The sequence below is a fragment of the Mycobacterium hubeiense genome (genome assembly GCF_002838065.1).
In the GTDB taxonomy this organism is placed as follows: domain Bacteria; phylum Actinomycetota; class Actinomycetes; order Mycobacteriales; family Mycobacteriaceae; genus Mycobacterium; species Mycobacterium hubeiense.
This window is the reverse complement of record NZ_PIZU01000002.1, coordinates 190,915-205,225: the sequence shown is the minus strand read 5'-3', so window position 1 is coordinate 205,225 and position 14,311 is coordinate 190,915. Positions and strand designations below refer to the sequence as shown.

Here is a 14,311-nt window from a genome sequence, read left to right as displayed (position 1 = left end):
TCGCGTCGAGCCTTCTTTCCCGGGCGGTATTGCTTGACACGACGAACTATCACACCAACCACGCGAATTAATCAAGCGATCGATTCTCCCGTCCGACATCGAGCGGAGTAACATCGTTACCGTGGTGGAAGACGTGATGCAGAAGGCACCGGCACGGGCTCGGCTGGAGGAAGCCGCACCCGACCCGCTGATCGGCATCGTCGTGGACCTGCTCGACACCGAGGGCTACGAGGCGGTCCAGCTGCGTGAGGTCGCGCGTCGCGCCCGCATGTCACTGGCCACGATCTACAAGCGCTATCGCACGCGAGACGAGCTCATCGTCGCCGCGCTCGAGTGGTGGGTGACGGCCAACCGCTACGCCGAGCTCGCATCGTCGACCACATCGGCCGACACGACGCTCTACGACGGGCTGATGCGCATCTTCCGAACGGTGTTCCAGCCGTGGGAATCCCATCCGCAACTGCTCAAGTCATACTTCCGCGCACTGTCCGGACCCGGCGGTGATCGCTTGACCCAGCTCGGCTTTGACGCGGTCGTGCCGACGGCACGGGAGGTCCTCGCCCATGCCGACCCGGAGTTCGCCCGCGACCTCGAGGGGATTCTCACCAGCCTCGTCTACGGTGTGCTCGGCCAGCTCGCCATCGACGCGATCGACGTCACCGACGTGCTGCCGTCGATCGAGAGGGCGGTGTTCTGGCTCGTCGACGGCCGCAGTTAAGCGCTCGCGGCTTCGTTAGGCGGACATCCGGGTGAGGTGGTCGGGCCCGCCGACGAACACGATCCCGGTGGGGTTGGGGGACGTTGCCACGTTCGCGATCGCCACCGCGAAGTCGTTGATCGAGGGCAGCTCGACGTGCCCGCCGCGGGGCGCGGCGGCGAGGGGGTTGCGTCGCTTGAGCAGGTCGACGATGGTGGTGCCGTCGATCATTTCGCCGGACACCACGGTGAAATGGATTCCCTTGCGGTCGAATTCAGCGCGCATCGCATGAAGCGCAGTTTCGCCGGCGCGCATGCTCGCAGCCACCGTGGCGTATCCCTTCGGGACCGCCTTGTGCGGGTAGAAATGGGCTTGGTGGCTGGTGACGAACACAATGTGTCCGCCGGCCGGCATCAGCGGCAGGGCCAATTGGGCGATCCGCCGTTGCGCATCACGGTCTCCGCCGGATGCGTTGAGCACCAGGATGTCCAGGCGGCCGAATCGATGAGCGATGTCATCGATTGTCGCGGCAGCGGCCGCTTCGTCGGAGGTGAGGACATGGGTGTCCGGGTGTGCGAGTTGCCGCGCGACTTCGGCGCCGATTCCCCGCGATGCACCGGTCACCAGGGCGATCCGTCCGTGTGGCTGCATTTCGGATTCCTTCTGTCACTGCCAACGCGTGTGGGCCGCGGCGCCCACCGATGGACCAACCGTACACCAAGGTTAAGAAAAGTAAGGCAAAAATAAGGTAACAGTAAGGTCACACGCGCGTGTCGCCAGGCGTCGCTGTGACACCAACCTGCTGCAGTCAAGCTAAGGATTTCTAATTCCGATTAGCATTGGTTCATGACGAGGCTTGACGGCGGTCAGCTCGCCGCCTTCGCGGCGGTGATCGAGCTCGGCACCTTCGACGCCGCGGCCGAGCAGCTGCATGTCACCCCGAGCGCGATCAGCCAGCGCATCAAGGCGCTCGAGCAACGCGTCGGTCAGGTTCTGGTGGTACGCGAAAAGCCCTGTACCGCAACGCCAGCCGGAGTCCCCCTGCTACGGCTTGCCGCGCAAACGGCGCTACTCGAATCCGAAGCGTTGGCAGAGATGGGCGGCGGGGAGTCATCGTCACCGCGAATCGCTTTGGCCGTCAACGCCGATTCGATGGCCACGTGGTTCACCGGCGTGTTCCAGACCCTCGACGGGGTGCTCTTCGATATCCGCATCGAGGATCAGGACCATTCGGCGCGACTGTTGCGCGAAGGCGTGGTGATGGGCGCGGTGACCACTGAACGCACCCCGGTGGCGGGCTGCCGGGTCCACGCTTTAGGTGTGATGCGCTACCTGCCGGTGGCGAGTCCGGCGTACGCGAAGCGCTATCTGCCCGACGGCTTCACCGCCCATGCCGCGGTCGAAGCGCCGTCACTCGCCTGGAACCGTGACGATGCCCTGCAGGACATGTTGGTGCGCAAAGTGTTTCGTCGGGACATCGCCCGGCACGTGCATTTCGTGCCGACGGCCGAAGGCTTCGGTGCCGCCGTCCACGCCGGCCTGGGCTGGGGCATGTACCCGGGCACTCTGGCGTCCGCCGAGCTCGCCGCCGGTACCTTCGTGCGAATCAGCAAGGCGCATCTGGACGTTCCGCTGTTCTGGCAGTGCTGGAAGCTGGACAGTCCGATCGTCGGGCGCATCACCGACGCCGTCGAAGCAGCGGCAAAGACAGGACTCACCCACTAGCCCTCTTTTGCACGACGTGCGCGGGCACGGCGCTTGCCCTCGTGCATCGCGGCGACGCGCGCGACCGGGATGGTTCGTCCCTGTTCGATCAGGTCGCCCGGAAGCCGTTGCGGCTTGGGCATCGACGCAGCCCACGGGTCGCGTCCGGCGAGTGCACCGATCGCCGTATGCACGGTGAAGTCACCCGGCGCGACGCGATCGAGGTCGGACCAGTCCAGCGGAAACGACACCGGCGTTCCCGGCCGCAGCCGCGGGCTGTATGCGGCGACAACCGTCGCGCCTCCGGCGCGAGTGGAGTCGATGAATACCTTTCCGCCACGGTCCTCGACGATGAAAGCCGTCGTCGCAATATCGGGATCGAGCGCTGCGGCCCGCGCGGCCAGCGCCCGGGTGGCGCCGGCGACGTCGTCGACCGGGGCGGCATCGTCGATCGGGACGAAGACGTGAATTCCCTTCGCGCCGCTAGTCTTGACGGCTCCTGCCAACCCACAATCCGACAGCGCCCGGCGGACCAACTGAGCAACGGCGGCCACGGCGGCGAAATCCGCGCCGCTGGGTGGGTCGAGGTCGAGCACCAGATGGGTGGGCCGGTAAATGTTGTCCGCCAAACCCAGTGTCGGGTGGTACTCGACGGCGCGCTGGTTGGCCAGCCACATCAGCGTGCGGCGGTCGTCGCAGACCGGGTAATGAATTTCGCGCCGGGATGACTCGGCCCAGATCGCCACGGTTCGCACCCAGTCCGGGGTGTACTTGGGCGCGTTCTTCTGCATGAACGGTTCCTGGCCGCGCAGCACCCGCAGCACCGTCAGCGGCCGGCCGGCCAGCCCGGGCAACATCAGGTCGGCGACGGCGTCCAGGTAGTCGACGAGGTCGCGCTTCGTGGCGCCCGCGTCAGGGCTCAGCGGTTGGTCGAGGTTGGTCAGGGCGACGCCGTCGCGCTGCTCGCCGCTACCGGGATCGCGGCCGGGGGTCATGCGCTCACGATAGGGGCGTACTGCGGTGAATCCAGAAAAGTTAACGACTAAACAGATACAGACATATCCTTGGCCGGTGACGCCGGTGGCGTGCGGCGTCGACGGCATGGCGGCTGGCACAGCCAGCCGGACGCCGATCCACGCTGCCGGGAACCGGTCGAGAATATCGGTGTGAGCAGCAAATATAGTCCACGATCCACCTCGCGTCGTCGTGCTGGAAGCTGGGTGGCTTCCCCTGCCAGGGGACCCGACAAACTGAGCTGAGCCGGACGAGGACCGGCCATTGTGACCGCAATAAGTAAATGAATATTCGGCCAAGTCTTGACGCGACAGGTGGCCAGCCATACGGTGACTGATCGTGACTGACTCGTCAGTCGCCGACCGAAGGTGAGGCCGGTTCGTTCATCGGGGGAGGGGCGTTGACTCCGCGTAGCCAACTGCATCGCCGCCGTGTCGCAGCGGGTTCAACGCGATGACCGCGCCACCTGCGCGCGCAGAACGCGACAGCCTGCCCGACGGTCTTGATGTCATGCAGGACTGGACCACCGGCTATGTCCGGCGGCACCCGGTGGCGTCGGTCAACACTGTCGGAGACCAGTTCGTCCTGGCGGTGCGAACGGTTCAGTACCTGTTCATCGATCTGTTCACCGGCCGCTTCCAGTGGCGGGAGTTCATTCGGCAGGGCGCGTTCATGACCGGAACCGCCGTGCTGCCAACAGTTTTGGTGGCACTGCCGATTGGTGTCACGCTGTCTATTCAGTTCGCCTTGCTGGCCGGACAGGTCGGCGCCACATCCCTTGCCGGCGCGGCGAGCGGACTCGCCGTGATCCGTCAGGCTGCTTCGTTGACCGCCGCGGTGCTCATGGCCGCAGCGGTTGGATCGGCCATCACGGCCGACCTGGGTTCGCGCACCATGCGCGAAGAGATCGACGCGATGGAGGTCATGGGAGTCTCGGCGATCCGGCGGCTGGTGGTCCCGCGCTTCGCCGCCGCGATCATGGTCGGCGTCGCGCTCACAGGAGTCGTGTGCTTTGTCGGATTCTTCGCGAGCTACCTGTTCAACGTGTACTTCCAAAACGGCGCACCCGGCAGCTTTGTCGCCACTTTCGCCTCGTTCGCGACCACCGGCGACATGATCGTCGCGCTCATCAAGGCGGTCATCTTCGGTGCCATCGTCGCTGTGGTGTCCTGTCAGAAGGGGCTTTCCACCAAGGGCGGACCGACCGGCGTCGCGAACTCGGTGAACGCCGCCGTTGTCGAATCGATTCTGGTGCTGATGGTTGTCAACGTCGCCATCAGCCAGCTCTACATCATGTTGTTTCCGCGGGTGGGGCTGTGACGTGACGGTTTCGACGTACCGACCGGCCCTTCTCCGTGGCTGCGACTGTACAAACGGACGTCCGCACCGCTGGTACGGCTGGGCCACATGCTGGCCTTCTTCGTCCGAGCTTTGGTGGCGGTCCCAGTTGCGTTGCGCCACTACCGTTCCGAGTTCGTTCGGCTTCTGTCCGATATCGCGTGGGGCAACGGATCCCTGGTGGTTGGCGGCGGAACTGCGGGTGTCGCAATAGTTCTCGGCGTCACCGTCGGCGCCCTCGTCGGCATCGAGGGGTACAACTTTCTCGACCTGCTCGGTCTGGGGCCTGCGACCGGCGTCATCTCGTCGCTGGTGAACACCCGCGAGCTGGCGCCGATCGCGGCGTCACTCGCGTTCGCCACCCAGGCGGGCTGCCGGTTCACCGCGCAGCTGGGGTCCATGCGCATCGCCGAGGAGATCGACGCCCTAGATGCCCAGGCCATTCGCCCGATCCCGTATCTGGTGACGACGCGACTGCTGGCCTCGGTCGTCGCCGCCATCCCGCTCTACGTCGCCTGCCTGGCCGTGAGTTATCTGACCACCCAGCTTGTGGTTCGGATCATCAGCGGCGGTTCGACCGGATCGTATCTGCACTACTTCACGCTGATGCTGACCGGCCAGGACATCGTCTATTCGTTAATCAAGACCATCATCTTCGTGTGGATCGCCTCGACGGTGCAGTGCTACTACGGCTTCTACGCAAGCGGTGGACCCGAAGGCGTCGGAGTCGCTGCCGGACATGCCATGCGGGCCGCCATCACCGTCGTGATCATGGTCAACATGCTGCTCACCATGGCACTGTGGACTGTCGACGCCGGCGCAAGGTTCGGTGGCTAAGTGGCGAATTCCATTGAGCTGGATGGGCGCGGGCCGTCCGATCGTCAACTGCTCGCCTTCGGGATCGTGGTTGTGCTTGTGGCAGCGCTCATTACGACGACGCTGTTGGTCAAGGCGACAGGCCGGCTCGAGCCCTACATCCGGGTCATCGCCGATCTGGTCAACGTAGGCGACGGACTGCCCCAACGATCCGACGTGAAGTACCACGGCGTCCTGGTCGGAGCGGTAGAAAGCGTCGTTCCCGCAGCGCACGGTAAGCCCAACTACGTACACATCAATCTCAAACCCGTATACGCCCAGGCGATCCCGGGCACGGTCAAAGCCCGCGTCGTGCCGAGCAACGTGTTCGCGGTGTCCTCGGTTCAACTCGTCGACCGCGGACCCGGGCCGGCGATCCGCGCCGGCGCCCACATACCCGAGGACACCGAGCTGCCGACGGTGTTGTTCCAAACGACGATCAGCAAGCTGCGCGACATCCTCGCCGCAACCGGGCGCGGGCGCGAAGACAAGACGATAGGCATCCTGGCCGCCGTCAACGCCGCCACCGAGAATCGCCGGACCGAACTACTGAAGGCCGGGGCACAGCTGAACCGGCTGATCGACGAAACCGACGCCATCGTGGCCACCGAGCCGGGGCCGACGACGGTCTCGGCGCTCATCGACGCCACCCGCGGATTGCAGGCGACCGCACCGGAATTGCTCGACGCGCTCCATCAAGCAGTCCAGCCCATGCAAACTCTGGTCGAACAGCGCGCCCAGCTCGACGCGCTGGTCAACGGTGGCATGCACACCATGGGCACCACGCACACCGCGCTGAACAACCACATCGATCGGCTGGTCACCATCACCGGCGAACTCACCCCGGCGCTGGCGATCACGGCGGATACCGCGCACCACTTCGTGCCGGCCTTCGTCAAACTGAATCAGCTTGCGGAGAAGTTCTTCACCGAGGTGTGGATGCATGACCGCGGCATCGGCAACATGCGGGTGAACTTGTCGTTCACTCCCAGCTACACCTACACGCGCGCCGACTGCCCGCAATACGGAGAGCTCAAGGGACCCAGTTGCTACACCGCGCCGTTGGTGCCGACGCGGCCGGAGCTGCCCGATGTGCTGCTGCCGCAGAACTATCAGCCGCCCAAGGACCTCGCGCCACCACCAGGCACGGTGGTCGGTGAGAACGGGAATCTCGTCGCGGTCGGCCCACCGCTGATCAACCCGAATCCCAGCCTGGCCGACCCGAATCCGCCTCTGCCGCCGGGGATGTTGCCTTCACCGCCGGTTCCGGGCACCGCCAACCCGGCGTTGGTGCCCACCCCTCCGCCCCCCGTGCCGCTATCGCCTCCCGCCCCGGTGGCGCCACGGCCCGGGGTTCCGCCTCCGGCGCCACCGCCCGCGTCCCCTCCGCAGGCGGCGCCGGAGGCTCCGCCGTTGCCCGCCGAGGCCACACCGGCATCGTTCGGCGGCAACGTGGGCCCCGTCGGCAGTCGTCATGAACGTGCCGCGCTCGGCGTGATCACCGGACGGCCGGCCACCATCGCCACCCAACTGCTGCTCGGTCCGGTTGCCCGCGGGATGACAGTGTCGCTGGCAGAACAACATTCGGAAGGGGCGCCGAAATGAGAGTTCGCGGTGCGCTGATCGGGCTGTCCATCTTCATGGTCATAGCCTTGACGCTGACATATTTGGTGTATGTCACGCTGCGCCGTGACGTGGCGGGCAAGACGGTGCCGTACGCAGCCATGTTCAGCGACGTCTTCGGGCTGCGGGAAGGTGACGACGTCCGCATGGCCGGGGTGCGCGTCGGCCGAGTCGAAAGAATCGACCTACAAGGCAAATACGCCAAGGTCTCGTTCGCGGTACAAAGCGATCAGCAGGTGTTGGGCACCACGGTTGCTTCGGTCACGTACCAGAACATCGTCGGTCAGCGTTATCTGGGATTGTCGATCGGCAAACTCGGCGACCCCGGCCCACTCCCGCCCGGCAGCGTCATCCCGGTCGAGCAAACCGACCCGTCGTTCGATGTGGGCGCGCTGCTCAACGGATATGAACCGCTGTTCAGCGTGCTCAACCCCCGCGATGCCGACAATCTCACCAAGGGCGTGATCCAGTCGCTGCAAGGTGACGAGGCGTCGATCACCACCCTCGTCGACCAAACCTCGCAGCTCACCGACTCATTCGCCGGGCAGGACGAGGAACTGGGGGAAGTCATCACCGATCTCAATGTGGTGGTCGCCAACCTCGCCAGGCACAACGACGATCTCGATCACGTCATCGGTCAGGCTCGTGAGGTGGTGTCGACGTTCGACGCGCGCCGCGACGAACTGGTCTCGTCGACGGGATCGATTGCGCGCGTGGTGCGCCAACTGTCCACCATCAGCGACGAGGTGTACCCGTCGCTCGAGGAACTCATCCGGCGCGAGCCCGGTTTCGCCGCGCACATGGTGGGCATCGAACCGCAGCTGGCCTTCACCGGTGCCAATTTGCCATTGCTACTCAAGGGATTTGCGCGTATCACCAACGAAGGCGCGTACGTCAACGCCTATGCGTGCGACCTGAACATCCAGGGCTTCTTCCCGGGACTCAACGATGTGATACCGATCATCGTCGACGCCGCGTCGCCCGGAGAGGGCACTGCGTACTCGCCCAAATGCAGGAATACGGACCATGGTTGAGCAATCGTCGAAGCGGCGCCGCAGCCGCCGTCCGCTGGAAAGCTACAGCAGATTCTGGCTCGGAATCATGGCCGTCGCGGCGGTGACCGTTCTCGTCGCGGCGATGCTGATTGTCAAGATGGCCGACGTGGGCTACCGCCACTACAAAGCACACTTCTTGCAAGCTGCTGCGCTGGAGGCCGGCAACCCGATCACCGTGGCGGGCATCCCGGTGGGTGAAGTCACCGGCATGCGCCTCGCCGGCGACCACGTGGAAGCCGACCTCAAAGTCCGCAACGACGTGGTGCTCGGCGAACATTCCAGGGCCACCATCAAGGTCACCACCATCCTCGGGTCGCGCTATCTGGCGCTGACCCCTGAAGGCCCAGGAGCATTGCCGGACAACACCTTCAGCCTCGACCACACCGACGTCCCCTACGACCTGCAGGAGGCGTTGGCCGACGTCACCACCACCTACGAGCAGGTCGACTCCGATCAGTTCGCCGAGACGCTTGCGATTCTCGGCAAGCAGATGGAAACGCTGCCCCCGGTGATCCCGCAGGCGCTGGAGAACACCCATGTGCTGTCGAGCATCATCGCCGATCGGCGTGATCAGCTAGGAGAACTGCTCGAGACCACTGCGCTGGTCAGCAACACCCTGCGACGCCAGCAGTCGACCATCGGCAACCTGATCGATCAGGGCAACTCGCTGGTGGGTGAATTCGTCTCGCGACACGCCAGTTTCCGGGCGATGATGAGTGCGCTCACCAATCTGGTCCAGACGTTGAGCGGTTTCGTCATCGACGACCGGGCTGAGCTCGAAGAGCTGTTGGGCAACCTGCGGACGCTCTCCGACATGCTGGGCCAGCACGACGATCTGCTGCGCAACATACTGCAATCGGGCCCGATTGCGTTGCGCGGCTTGGCCAACGCCACTGGCACCGGCAATGCGGTCGATTTCAACGCTCCCAACGGCCTGCTGGTCGACTCCTGGATGTGCGCAATCAGCGGGCGGGCCGAACAGTTCGGCATGATTCCCTACTTCGAGGATTGCGAATGAGAATCACCAGAACGCGCGTGATCGCTATGGCCGCCGTGGCCGTGCTGCTGTCGGGCGTGCTGACCGCCATGGCGTTGAGGTACGTCACGGACCAGCTTGACACGATCACCGTGACGGCCCAGTTCGACAGCGCTGCAGGCCTTTACGAGGGCAACAAGGTCGCGGTGCTGGGAATGCCGGTGGGCCAGGTCACCAAGATCACGCCGAAGGGCAAATACGTCGAAGTCGACTTCACCGTCGACAAGGACGTCAAGGTTCCCGCTGACGCCCAGGCGGTGACGATCTCGAATTCGATTCTCACCGACCGCCAGATCGAGCTGACACCGCCCTACCGGGGCGGCCCCACGCTCGAGAACAACGACACCATCGGACTCACCCGCACCAAGACACCGGTCGAGTTCGCCCGAGTGCTCGACGTTCTGGACAAACTGTCGACCTCACTGCGCGGCGACGGTCACGGCAACGGGCCGATCGCCGACCTCGTCAACGCCAGCGCCGAGATCGCCGACGGGAACGGCCAGCAGATGAAGGATGCGTTGGGCGAGCTGTCGAATGCGTTGCGGCTCAGCGCCGACGGCGGCGCAGTAACCCGTGATCAGCTGACCACCATCATCCGCAACCTCAGCTCACTGCTCGAAGCCGCCGCCACCAACGACGCGAAGCTGCGCGAATTCGGCTCGACTGTGCGACAACTCAGCCAGATCCTGGCCGATGAGAACTTCGGCAGCGGTACCACCGGGAAGAAGCTCGAAGAAGTGATCAGGCAGACGGGTGAGGTGCTCGAGACCCATCGGGACACCATCAAGCACATCGTCGCCAACGGCGACACCGTGTTGAAGACGTCGGTCGATCACGAGCGTGATCTCAAGGAGTTTCTCGACCTCGCCCCGATGACCCTGGATAACCTCTACAACGCCATCGACCAGAAGAACGGCGCGGTGCGGGTGAAGGTGCTCACCGACCGGGTGCTCTTCGAGACCCAGACGATCAAAGAGATGTGCAACATGATGGGCCTGCGCCAACTCGGTTGCAGCACCGGCACGTTGCGGGACTTTGGTCCCGACTTCGGGCTGACGTACATGCTCGACGGGATGGCCGCCATGGGGCAGAAGTGATGCCGGCCTTCCCGATGCGACGACGACTCCGGGCCCTCGCCGTGGCGATGACTGCCTGCTTGACCGTTTCCGGCTGCGCCACCGAGGGTTTGGCCAGCCTGCCTCTGCCCGCGCCCGATGTCGGCTCCGGCGGCTACCTTTTGACGGCGGTGTTCTCAAATGCGCTCAACCTGCCGGCCAACGCCAAGGTCAAACTCGCGGGTGCCGATGTCGGCCAGCTCGAGTCCATGGTGGCGCGCAACTACACCGCGGTGACCGCGTTGCGCATCATGGACGGCGTGCAGCTGCCGCAGGGCAGCACCGCCGAATTGCGTTCCGCGACACCGCTTGGCGACGTGTTCGTGGCCATCAAACCGCCGTACCCGCCCGAACCGGGCGCGCCGCTGCTGAAGGACGGCGACACCATCGGCATCGAATCGACCAGGGCTGCCGCGACTGTCGAGTCGGTGCTCAGCTCGGCGGCGATCCTGGTCAACGGGGGTGCGGTACGCAACTTCACCAACATCATCAACGGCCTCGGCAAGGCCACCGGCGACCAGGGCCACGCGTTCGGCAATCTGATCCGCAAGACCAACCACACGCTCGGCACCCTTAACGCACGCTCTGAACAGATTTCGACCGCGATGACCGAGACGGCACGGCTCGTTGACGCGATCGAGGCCAAGAACCAAACCATCAGCGAGGTGATGGCTCAAGCCCGGCCGGCCACCGACACGTTGGCTGCGCACACCACCCAGATCGCCGATCTCGTCGTGCAGGTCGGCGACGTCTCCGAGAAGTTGGAGAAGTTCCCGTCCATCGGTGGTCGGGACACCAGCGGACACAGCGTCATCGTTGACACCAACGAGATCGCCAGGGCGTGGAATGACGTGGCACTCACTCCCGACGCGACCTTGTTCTCGCTGAACCGGCTGATGCCGCCGCTGGTCAAATCGAGTACCAGCAACGCAATTGCGGTAAACGCCAGTGTCGACCGGTTGGTGCTGGGCCATATCCCGGATATCGGCTTCGCCGGCGACCCCGGCTTCCACGGTCCCAAGCGGCACAACTGGCATCAGCTCGTCGGCTCGATCAAATACACGCTGTGGCGTCTGCAAGAGAAGATCGTCGGCAAAGGCCCCGGTGTGCCGCAGGTTCCGGTTGTGCCGAGCCCGACCGAACCGGGCCAAGTGGTGACCGTCGCGCCACCGCCACCGCCGGCGGAGGCGCCCCGATGATCCGGACAGCCGCCAACCGCGTCGTCAGCATCGTCCAGGTAGGCCACCGGCGCCGGGCCTGGCTGTCGGCGGCCGCTCTGGTGCTGACGTTGATCGTCGGCGCCGCTTATCTTCTCATCGGTGCACTGCGGGCCAACCCGTTCGCGTCGACCTACCGGCTCACCATCGAGCTTCCGGAGTCCGCCGGCCTGCTCCCCAATCAGGACGTCACCTTGCGCGGTGTGCCGATCGGGCGGGTGGAAAGACTCGACATCACGCCGTCGGGCGTCAATGCCATCGTCAACGTCAAATCGACGGTGCAGATCCCGGATTCGAGTGACGTGCGAGTGTCGGGCCTGTCACCGGCCGGTGAGCAGTACATCGACTTCGTGGCGCAGTCGAATGAGGGACCGTTTCTTCGCGACGGCAGCGTAATCGCCCAGGGCCGGGCGACGGTGCCGGTGAGCCTGGCCGAGCTGCTCGCCGACGCAGACGGAGCGCTGGCCCAGGTCGATACGGCCAAACTCGAGCTCATCCGAAAGGAGATGAGCCTGAGCGACGCGGGACCGCAGAAGCTTGCCGACATCATCGACGGCGGCACGTTCTTGTTGTCGACGCTCGATTCGGTGCTTCCGGAAACGGCCAGCGTGCTGCGCACCAGTCGGGTGGTGCTGCAGTTGGCCGCCGACAAGAACGCCGGCATCGACGTGGCCGCCGATGACCTCAGCAAGACCTTCGCCGGTATCACCACGATGCGCGACGGCTACCGCCGACTCACCGATAACGCACCGGGTGCGCTCAAGCACGTCGACAACCTTTTCCTCGACAACTCCGACACCATGGTGCAGCTACTGGGCAATCTGACCACCACCTCGCGGCTGCTCTACCTGCGGGTGCCGGCGCTAAACGCGTTGTTCCCGAAGCACCGCACCTCGGTGCTCGACGCTATCGGAAGCATCATGCACCACAACGGAATATGGGCAACAGGCGACATCTACCCGCGCTACGCCTGTGATTACGGCACGCCGCGGCGTCCACCGTCGTCGGCCGACTATCCCGAGCCGTACATGTACACCTACTGCCGCGACGATCACCCCGGAGTGCTGGTGCGCGGCGCGAAGAACGCGCCGCGGCCGGCTGACGACGACACCGCGGGACCGCCTCCCGGCGCCGACCTGGGCAGGACCACCGATCCAACCCCGAAGGGGCGGTTCACGATTCCCACCCTGTACGGCGGCCCGCCGCTGCCGCTCGAGCCGCCACGCTGAACCGAAAGCCAGGAGATGACGATGTCCGTGACCATCGAAAAGAAGCCCGACACCGACGACGTTGACCTCGACGACGTCAAGCAGACTGAACCCGACGCCTCGGAGCCCGACGAAAGCGAAAGCCGCGACCGCCAATGGCCGCGTCGATTCCGGGTCGGCGCCGTGGTGGCGATATTCATTGCCGCACTGGGTGCTTCGGGATTTCTCGGCTGGCAACAGTGGCAGCAACACCAAGTATCCCGTGCCGGTGAACAGGCCCGGCAAACAGCCGTCGACTATGCGCAGGTGCTGACCAGCATCGACTCCAACAAGGTCGACGAGAACTTCGCGCAGGTGCTCGACGGCGCCACCGGTGAGTTCAAGGACATGTACTCGCAGTCCAGTGTGCAGTTGCGGCAACTGCTGATCGACAACAAGGCGTCGGCACATGGCGTGGTGGTGGAGTCGGCGGTCCAATCCGCGACTAAGGACAAGGTCGTCGTGCTGCTGTTCGTCGACCAATCCGTGTCCAACACCAATGTGCCTGACCCGCGCATCGACCGGAGCCGGATCAAGATGACCATGGAAAACGTCGACGGTCGTTGGCGCGCAGCCAAAGTCGAACTGCCCTAGCCATGCGTATCGCGTTGTTGATTGCGGCTGCGGCGGTGGCACTTGCCACCGCACCCACCGCGTCGGCGTCCGCCCAACAGTTCTGCGGTGAGCTCGGCGGTAACTGGACGGGGCCGTATTGCCACACCTCAGTTGAGTCTGAACGCATGGCGGTCCGCGACATAAAGATAGCGATACCCGAAGAGCTGGTGGATAACCCCACCACCGGCCCGGTGCTGCGGAACTACCTGAGTACCCTGGTCGACAACTGGCGCACCGTGGGCACGATGGTCGCGGACAGCTTCGGCGAGGCCAACTTTCAGGTGTTCCAGCACGGTGATGCGCTCAGCGTGGTGTTTCGCGAGACCTACCACGCCGACGGCCCGGACTTCAACAACGCATACCGCACCTTCACCTTCCACATGGGCGACGGGCGACGTCTGCAGCTGTCCGATCTGACCAAGCCCGGAGTCGATCCCCTGGCCGAGATTCCGATGCTGGGCCGACCGTATATCGAGAAGGCGCTCAATGCAGCGCCACCACCGCACAATCCGGGCACCTACCCGTTCACGGTCGACCGGTGGACGCCCGACAAGGTGTATTCGGGCGGCTACAAAGCCTGGGCGCTGACGCCCACCGATCTCATCCTGTACATGCCGGATTACCCCGTCGCGCGCGACCATCCGATCAACTTCACACCGGGAGTGATGCACTGGTCGATGGACGGCGGCACCGTGCAGGCGGTCATACCGCTGAGCGCGCTGAGCACTATCCTGCGCCCCGAGTTCGGAGGGGTGTAGGAATAGACAATGGACAAGGCCGGAGGGCCCACTCGGT

General features: G+C 64.8%; 14 protein-coding genes. 12 read left to right on the top strand and 2 right to left on the bottom strand.

Going from position 1 to position 14,311, the window contains the following annotated elements; translation table 11 throughout:
• Positions 1 to 136: 136 nt before the first annotated feature.
• A complete protein-coding gene (locus CWS39_RS02620) occupies positions 137 to 718 on the top strand; it encodes a TetR/AcrR family transcriptional regulator (RefSeq protein ID WP_102141465.1) in 582 nt (193 codons plus the stop codon).
• Positions 719 to 733: 15 nt separating this feature from the next.
• Here CWS39_RS02620 and CWS39_RS02615 read toward each other — a convergent pair whose 3' ends face one another.
• Positions 734 to 1,348 (bottom strand): SDR family oxidoreductase, encoded by a 615-nt coding sequence (locus CWS39_RS02615; RefSeq protein ID WP_102141349.1) that lies wholly within the window; start codon positions 1,346 to 1,348, stop codon positions 734 to 736.
• 195 nt (positions 1,349 to 1,543) lie between these two features.
• Between CWS39_RS02615 and CWS39_RS02610 the strand changes: the two genes are divergently transcribed.
• The gene (locus CWS39_RS02610; RefSeq protein ID WP_102141348.1) at positions 1,544 to 2,422 is read left to right on the top strand and encodes a LysR family transcriptional regulator ArgP; all 879 of its coding nucleotides are present in this window, start codon (positions 1,544 to 1,546) and stop codon (positions 2,420 to 2,422) included.
• Here CWS39_RS02610 and ligD read toward each other — a convergent pair.
• Positions 2,419 to 3,396 (bottom strand): non-homologous end-joining DNA ligase, encoded by a 978-nt coding sequence (gene ligD, locus CWS39_RS02605; protein ID WP_102141347.1) that lies wholly within the window; start codon positions 3,394 to 3,396, stop codon positions 2,419 to 2,421. The two genes, CWS39_RS02610 and ligD, sit on opposite strands and share 4 nt — an antisense overlap.
• A gap of 472 nt (positions 3,397 to 3,868) precedes the next feature.
• Here ligD and CWS39_RS02600 point away from each other — a divergent pair, with 472 nt between their 5' ends.
• The 10 genes from CWS39_RS02600 to CWS39_RS02555 are packed head-to-tail and all read left to right on the top strand — an operon-like array spanning position 3,869 to position 14,274.
• Positions 3,869 to 4,735, top strand: a complete 867-nt coding sequence (locus CWS39_RS02600) for an MlaE family ABC transporter permease (protein ID WP_102141346.1) — start codon at positions 3,869 to 3,871, stop codon at positions 4,733 to 4,735.
• A 39-nt stretch (positions 4,736 to 4,774) separates the two neighbouring features.
• Complete coding sequence (locus CWS39_RS02595; protein WP_102141345.1) at positions 4,775 to 5,590, top strand: MlaE family ABC transporter permease; 816 nt, start codon at positions 4,775 to 4,777, stop codon at positions 5,588 to 5,590.
• Entirely contained in the window at positions 5,591 to 7,213 is a 1,623-nt protein-coding gene (locus tag CWS39_RS30135; protein WP_102141344.1) for an MlaD family protein, read from the top strand.
• Positions 7,210 to 8,265 (top strand): MCE family protein, encoded by a 1,056-nt coding sequence (locus tag CWS39_RS02585; protein ID WP_102141343.1) that lies wholly within the window; start codon positions 7,210 to 7,212, stop codon positions 8,263 to 8,265. The genes CWS39_RS30135 and CWS39_RS02585 overlap by 4 nt, the downstream gene beginning before the upstream one ends.
• The gene (locus tag CWS39_RS02580) at positions 8,258 to 9,304 is read left to right on the top strand and encodes an MCE family protein (protein ID WP_102141342.1); all 1,047 of its coding nucleotides are present in this window, start codon (positions 8,258 to 8,260) and stop codon (positions 9,302 to 9,304) included. Before CWS39_RS02585 ends, CWS39_RS02580 begins: the two co-directional genes overlap by 8 nt.
• The gene (locus CWS39_RS02575; RefSeq protein WP_102141341.1) at positions 9,301 to 10,419 is read left to right on the top strand and encodes an MCE family protein; all 1,119 of its coding nucleotides are present in this window, start codon (positions 9,301 to 9,303) and stop codon (positions 10,417 to 10,419) included. The genes CWS39_RS02580 and CWS39_RS02575 overlap by 4 nt, the downstream gene beginning before the upstream one ends.
• A complete protein-coding gene (locus CWS39_RS02570) occupies positions 10,419 to 11,636 on the top strand; it encodes an MCE family protein (RefSeq protein WP_102141340.1) in 1,218 nt (405 codons plus the stop codon). Before CWS39_RS02575 ends, CWS39_RS02570 begins: the two co-directional genes overlap by 1 nt.
• A complete protein-coding gene (locus CWS39_RS02565; RefSeq protein WP_102141339.1) occupies positions 11,633 to 12,883 on the top strand; it encodes an MlaD family protein in 1,251 nt (416 codons plus the stop codon). Before CWS39_RS02570 ends, CWS39_RS02565 begins: the two co-directional genes overlap by 4 nt.
• 15 nt (positions 12,884 to 12,898) lie before the next feature.
• The gene (locus CWS39_RS02560; RefSeq protein WP_102141338.1) at positions 12,899 to 13,495 is read left to right on the top strand and encodes a tetratricopeptide repeat protein; all 597 of its coding nucleotides are present in this window, start codon (positions 12,899 to 12,901) and stop codon (positions 13,493 to 13,495) included.
• 2 nt (positions 13,496 to 13,497) lie between these two features.
• Positions 13,498 to 14,274: a mannan-binding lectin gene (locus CWS39_RS02555; RefSeq protein ID WP_102141337.1), complete on the top strand. Its 777-nt coding sequence runs from the start codon at positions 13,498 to 13,500 to the stop codon at positions 14,272 to 14,274.
• Positions 14,275 to 14,311 lie beyond the last annotated feature (37 nt).